General features: G+C 69.9%; 5 protein-coding genes and 1 pseudogene. 4 read left to right on the forward strand and 2 right to left on the reverse strand.

Features of this window, described 5'->3' with window-relative positions; all coding sequences use genetic code 11:
- Nucleotides 1-7 precede the first annotated feature (7 nt).
- The 4 genes from MXC99_RS02595 to MXC99_RS02610 all read left to right on the forward strand — a co-directional run bounded on the left by MXC99_RS02595 (nt 8) and on the right by MXC99_RS02610 (nt 4,168).
- On the forward strand, nt 8-793 hold the full coding sequence (locus tag MXC99_RS02595) for a thiazole synthase (RefSeq protein WP_247724050.1): 786 nt from the start codon (nt 8-10) through the stop codon (nt 791-793).
- A gap of 5 nt (nt 794-798) precedes the next feature.
- Nucleotides 799-1,539: a tRNA (guanosine(46)-N7)-methyltransferase TrmB gene (gene trmB / locus MXC99_RS02600; protein WP_432654221.1), complete on the forward strand. Its 741-nt coding sequence runs from the start codon at nt 799-801 to the stop codon at nt 1,537-1,539.
- Nucleotides 1,540-1,583: 44 nt separating this feature from the next.
- A complete protein-coding gene (gene sppA, locus MXC99_RS02605; RefSeq protein ID WP_247724052.1) occupies nt 1,584-3,437 on the forward strand; it encodes a signal peptide peptidase SppA in 1,854 nt (617 codons plus the stop codon).
- 101 nt (nt 3,438-3,538) lie between these two features.
- Entirely contained in the window at nt 3,539-4,168 is a 630-nt protein-coding gene (locus MXC99_RS02610; RefSeq protein WP_247724053.1) for a YbhB/YbcL family Raf kinase inhibitor-like protein, read from the forward strand.
- Between the two features lie 12 nt (nt 4,169-4,180).
- Here the strand turns inward: MXC99_RS02610 and MXC99_RS02615 are convergent.
- Nucleotides 4,181-4,528: pseudogene (locus tag MXC99_RS02615) on the reverse strand (polyphosphate kinase 2); the annotation flags it as partial.
- 93 nt (nt 4,529-4,621) lie between these two features.
- A partial coding sequence (locus MXC99_RS02620; protein WP_247724054.1) for an IS1634 family transposase occupies nt 4,622-6,000 on the reverse strand: 1,379 nt, incomplete at its 5' end.

Below are 6,000 nucleotides of genomic sequence, written 5' to 3' on the forward strand. Positions count from 1 at the left end.
CCACATCATGAACGACTCCCTGGTCATTGCCGGCAAGGCCTACGCCTCGCGCCTGCTGGTCGGCACCGGCAAGTACAAGGACTTCGCCCAGACCCGCGAAGCGATCGATGCCAGCGGCGCCGAGATCGTCACCGTCGCCATCCGCCGCACCAACATCGGCCAGAACCCGGACGAGCCCAACCTGCTCGACGTCCTGCCGCCGGAAAAATTCACCCTCCTGCCCAATACCGCCGGCTGCTACAGCGCCGACGATGCGGTGCGCACGCTGCGCCTGGCGCGCGAGCTGCTCGATGGCCATGCCCTGGTCAAGCTCGAAGTGCTGGGCGACCCGAAGACCCTGTTCCCGAACATGCCGGAGACGCTGAAGGCGGCCGAAACCCTGGTCCGGGACGGCTTCGAGGTCATGGTGTACTGCGCCGACGACCCCATCCAGGCGAAAATGCTCGAAGACATCGGCTGCGTCGCGGTGATGCCGCTGGCGTCGCTGATCGGCTCCGGGATGGGCATCCTCAACCCCTGGAACCTGCGCCTGATCATCGACAACGCCAAGGTGCCGGTGCTGGTCGATGCCGGCGTGGGCACCGCCTCGGACGCCGCGATCGCGATGGAGCTGGGCTGTGACGGCGTGCTGATGAACACCGCGATCGCCGCCGCCGGCGAGCCGGTGCGGATGGCGGGGGCGATGCGGAAGGCGGTCGAAGCCGGGCGCGACGCCTATCTCGCCGGGCGCATGCCGCGCAAGTTCTACTCGGCCGACCCGAGCTCGCCGACGCAGGGGCTGATCGGTTCATGACGGGCATGCAAGACACGCAGCAAGCGGTCGCCGGGGTCGAGATCATCGGCCGCGACAGTCCCGAGCACCGCTTCTCCAGCCGCAGCATCCGCAGCTTCGTGCTGCGCCAGGGGCGCATGTCCGAAGCCCAGCAGCGCTACCTCGACGACATGTTGCCGAAGGTCGGCATCGACTATCGCGCCGCGCCGCTCGACCTCGACGAAGCGTTCGGGCGCAGCGCGCCGAAGATCCTCGAGATCGGCTTCGGCATGGGCGAGACCACGGCGAAGATCGCCGCGGCGATGCCCGGCCACGACTTCCTCGGCATCGAGGTGCACACTCCCGGTGTCGGCGCGCTGTGCAAGCTGATCGCCGAAGGCGGCCTCGCCAACCTGCGCATCATCCAGCACGACGCGGTCGAGGTGATGCGCGACATGATCGCCGACGGCGCCCTCGCTGGCGTGCATGTGTTCTTCCCTGACCCGTGGCGCAAGAAGCGCCACTTCAAGCGCCGCATCATCCAGCCCGACTTCGTCGCCCTGGTCGCGCAGAAGCTTGCCCCCGGCGGCTACCTGCACTGCGCCACCGACTGGGAGGACTACGCCCACTGGATGCTCGAGGTGCTGTCGGCCGAGCCGGCGCTGGCCAATACCGCGGAGGGCTTCGCGCCGCGCCCCGGCCACCGTCCGCTGACCAAGTTCGAAAACCGCGGCCTGCGCCTCGGCCACGGCGTGTGGGACCTCGTGTTCCGCCGCCGCGCCGGCTGAGCGGGCCGCCCGCCCACCCACCCGCCTACCGAGGACCGCCCGCCGTGCTGCGCGCCCTGTTCCGCTTCCTGTTCACCGTGCTGCGCACTTTCGTGCGCATGCTCGACCTGCTGCTGCGGGGCGCTTTCTATGCGCTGCTGATCTTCGCCATCGGCGCCGTGCTCGCCCTCTTCTTCCACCCCGGCCCCGCGCTGGCGCCGGGCTCGGCACTGGTGCTGCGCCCGGTGGGGACGATCGTCGAGCAGGCGGTGCTGGAGCCGCCGCTGGCGCTGCTGCGCGCCGGCGGCGCGCCGGCCGGGCAGGTGGCGCTCGCCGACCTGCTCGAGGCGGTGCGCAGCGCGCGTGACGACGAGCGCATCGCCGCGCTGGTGATCGAGACCGACGAGCTGCTCGGCGGCGGACTGTCCAAGCTCGCCGAACTGCGCGCCGCGATCGCCGACTTCAAGGCCTCGGGCAAGCCGGTGCTGGCACGCGGCGAGCGCTTCACCCAGGCGCAGTACTACCTCGCTTCGGTCGCGGACGAAGTGCACCTGTCGGCCGACGGTTTCGTCCTGCTGCGCGGGCTGGCGCGCTACGGCACCTACTTCAAGGGCGCACTCGATACCCTCGGGATCAAGGTCCATGTGTTCCGCGTCGGCGAGTACAAGTCCTTCTCCGAGCCCTTCACCCGCAGCGACATGTCCGACGAGGACCGCGAATCGACCCGCGACCTGCTCGGCGGCCTGTGGCAGGTGATGCGCGACGACATCGCCGCCGGGCGCAAGCTCGCCCCCGAGGTGGTCGATGCCCACGTGCACGGCCTGCGCGCCGCGCTCGCCGCCAGCGGCGGCGATGCGGCACAGGCGGCGCTCGACGCCGGCCTGGTCGATCGCTTCAGCACCCGCGACGAATGGCGCACGCGCCTGGTCGAAGCGGTGGGCACGGCGCCCGGCGGCAGGGAGGCGCGCAGCATCGACGCCGCCGACTACCTCGCCCTCATCGACCGCAACGCCGCGGGCGCGGATGCCCGGGTCGTGGTGATCGTCGCCCAGGGCACCATCGTCGACGGCATGGAAGCCGGCGGCGTGGTCGCCGGCGACACCTTCGCCCGCCTCATCCGCGACGCGCGCGAGGACGAGCGGGTGAAGGCGGTGGTGCTGCGCATCGACAGCCCCGGCGGCAGCGCCTGGGCCTCCGAACTGATCCGCCGCGAGCTTGAACTCACCCGCCGCGCGGGCAAGCCGGTGGTCGCCTCGATGAGCTCGGTGGCCGCTTCGGGTGGCTACTGGATCGCTACCGGCGCCGACGAGATCTGGGCGGCGCCGGCCACGGTCACCGGCTCGATCGGCATCTTCGGCCTGTTCCCGGAGTTTTCCGAACCCCTGCGCCGGCTCGGCATCGGTGTCGACGGGGTGGCCACCGCGCCGCTCGCCGGCGCGCTCGACCCGCGCCGCCCGCTCGACCCCGACGCGGCGGAGGCGATGCAGCTCGGCATCGAGCACGGCTACCGGCGCTTCCTGGAGACGGTGGCGAAGGCGCGCGACATGCGCGTCGCCGAAGTCGACGAGGTCGCCCGCGGACGGGTGTGGACCGGCGCCGCGGCGGCCGAGCTGGGGCTCGTCGATCACCTCGGCGGGCTCACCGCGGCGGTTGCCGCCGCCGCCCGGCGCGCCGGGCTGGAGGACTACGAGCTGGTCTGGCCCGCTGCCGGTGAATCCATCGAGCAGCGCCTGCTGCGCCGGCTGATGCGCGCGGGCGAGCCGTTCGGCATCGATCTCGGCCGCGGCCTCGGCGGCCACGCCGCGAATCCGGGCGCATTCGCCCTGCTGCTGGGGCAGATGCAGGCGTCGGCCGCCGAGCTGGGGCGCTGGAACGATCCGCAGCACCTGTACCTGCACTGCCTGTGCGAGGCGCCGTAGGCGGCGCGCCGCCCCCTGGATGGTCTGCCGGGGACGGCATCCGCTTGCGCGCGCCGTCACCGCATGAGGCCGCGAAGCTTTCAACCCGTGAGGAGAACGCCATGAAACTGACCAGCCGGAGCTTCACCGACGGCGCCCCGATTCCGGGCGAATTCGCCTTCTGCATTCCGGCCGCAGAAGGCCGGGTATGCCTCGGCGGCAACCGCAACCCGCAATTGTCGTGGTCCGATGTGCCCGCGGGGACGAAGTCCTTCGCCCTGATCTGCCACGACCCCGACGTCCCCAGCCGCGGCGACGACGTCAATCAGGAAGGGCGGACCATTCCCGTCGGCCTGGCGCGGGTGGACTTCCACCACTGGCTCCTCGTCGACCTCCCGGCCGGGCTGCGCGAAATCGCCGCCGGCCAGTTTTCCGACGACGTCACCCCCGGCGGCAAGCCCGGCCCGGCCGCCGCCCTCGGCGCGCGCCAGGGCGTCAACGACTTCACCCCCTGGTTCGCCGCCGACGAGACGATGAAAGGCGACTACCACGGCTACGACGGCCCCTGCCCGCCGTGGAACGACGAACGGCTCCACCACTACGTGTTCACCCTGTACGCCCTCGATGTGCCGCGCTGCCCGGTCGAAGGTCGCTTCACCGGCGCCGGGCTGCGCGCGGCGATCGCCGGCCATGTGCTCGCCGAGGCGAAGCTCACCGGCACCTACTCGCTCAACCCGGCGCTGGGCGGCTGAACGCGGGCGGACTCAAAGCAGCGCGGTCGCTTCCTTCTCGCCGCGCTCATACACCACGTTGGCGCGTCCGACCAGCAGCGGGTCGAGGGGGCCGATGGCTTCGGTGTCCTTGTTGGCGTAGGGCAGCTTGTGCAGCACGTAGCGCATCGCGTTGAGCCGTGCGCGCTTCTTGCAGTCGGACTTGACCACGGTCCACGGCGCGTCGGCGGTGTCGGTGTAGAAGAACATCGCCTCCTTGGCCTTGGTGTAGTCGTCCCACTTGTTGAGCGAGGCGAGGTCGATCGGCGACAGCTTCCACTGCTTGAGCGGGTGCTTCTCGCGTTCCTTGAAACGCCGGCGCTGCTCCTCGCCTGACTTTGACACCACCAAGTAACACGTCCCGCCGCAAGGCGCGCAGCACAAGGCGTCCGGCGAGGCACCGGAAACGGCCGTGTATCTATGCGGGAGTCGGGCTCAGTCGAGCCGGAGGATGGCCGGCGGCGGCTTGATCTTCAATGCTTTCAGTCGATTGGCCGCTTCCGCCGTGGGTTCGGTGACCTGCCAGACGGTGCCGTTGGGGCTGGACAATTGCGCGAGCTGAATGCGCTTGAGGTCGTCGCGCACGTTGCGCCAAGTATCCTGGCAGGCGTGCTCGATCACGCGTTCCAGTAGCAGCGACAGCACGGTGATCGCGATGTGGGCGTGGATGCGGTGGGGCGCCCAGTGGAACACCGGACGCATGCGCAGGCCGCCCTTCATCGTGCGCCAAGCCTCTTCGACGCGCTGCTGCTGCTTGTAGCCGAGCGCCATGTCCTCGGCGGTGAGGGTGTCATCGTTGCTGTGGACGACGAACTTGCCGTCGAAGCGTTCGAGTTCGGCGATGGCCTGCCGGTCGATGGCCAGGCCCCGCTTGGTCTCCTTCAGCAAGCGCCCGTAGCGGGCACTGCTGCGCAGCGCGCACACGCGCTTGCTGTGTCCGCCCTCGTCCTGATCGGCCAGGCATGCAAGCTCGGCTTCGAGTTCGCGGATGCGCTCGTCGCGATGGGCACGCTGACGGCGGGCCTCCTGCGGGTTGAAGCACACCGCGTAGCGGCGGCGGCGCTCGCCGTCGCCGACGACGACCTCCTTGACCTCGAGGTTGTCGGCGATCTTGCGGTACCGACCCGGGCGCGAGAGCACCGCTTCGGTCACCTCGTCGCCACGGCGCATCGGCATCGCCATCAGATACTTGCCGCCGCCCTTGGCGAGCGCCTGGAAGTTGGCCTGCGAGACCATGCCGGCGTCCCCGACGAACAGACAGCGGGTGAGTTGCCAGCCCTTGAGGTCTTCCTTGACCTGGGCCACCGTGGTGACATCGACGGTGTTGCCCGGAAACACCCAGTGGCGCACCGGGAAGCCGTCGCGGGTGACTGCTAGGCCGACCACGATCTGCGGTGCATCGCCCCGGCCGTTCTTGCTGTAGCCGCGCTTTCTGGGCGCCACGTAGCGCTTGGCCCCGGCCGCATCGCTGCCACGCATCTGGCCGGCGTCATCGCCTTTGTCCTCGTCGTCGATCTCGAAGTGCAGCGAGGTGGTGTCGTAGAAGACGATCTCCACGTCCAGACTCAGCAGGTCGGCGACCTGGAAGAAGATCGCCTGCTCGATCGCCGCCTTGTTCGCCTCGAGAAAGTCCATCGCGCGGTAGAGCTGATGCAGCGCCAGGCCTTGCGTGCCTTCGATGTGCACATCCTCCTTGAGCCACTGTTCATGACAGTACAGTTTGGAGGCAGGCGCGCAGGCGCGATTGGCCACCAGTGCGAACAGCGCCCGCTCCATCTCGAAGCCAAAGCGCCGGCCGTGCGCCTGCGCACGCA

It is taken from the genome of Thauera aromatica (assembly GCF_023093595.1).
Classification (GTDB): domain Bacteria; phylum Pseudomonadota; class Gammaproteobacteria; order Burkholderiales; family Rhodocyclaceae; genus Thauera; species Thauera aromatica_A.

Coding starts and splice junctions, on each gene's coding strand:
- MXC99_RS02595 (WP_247724050.1), top strand. CDS start 8: ATGAACGACTCCCTGGTCATTGCCGGCAAGGCCTACGCCTCGCGCCTG.
- trmB (WP_432654221.1), top strand. CDS start 799: ATGCAAGACACGCAGCAAGCGGTCGCCGGGGTCGAGATCATCGGCCGC.
- MXC99_RS02610 (WP_247724053.1), top strand. CDS start 3,539: ATGAAACTGACCAGCCGGAGCTTCACCGACGGCGCCCCGATTCCGGGC.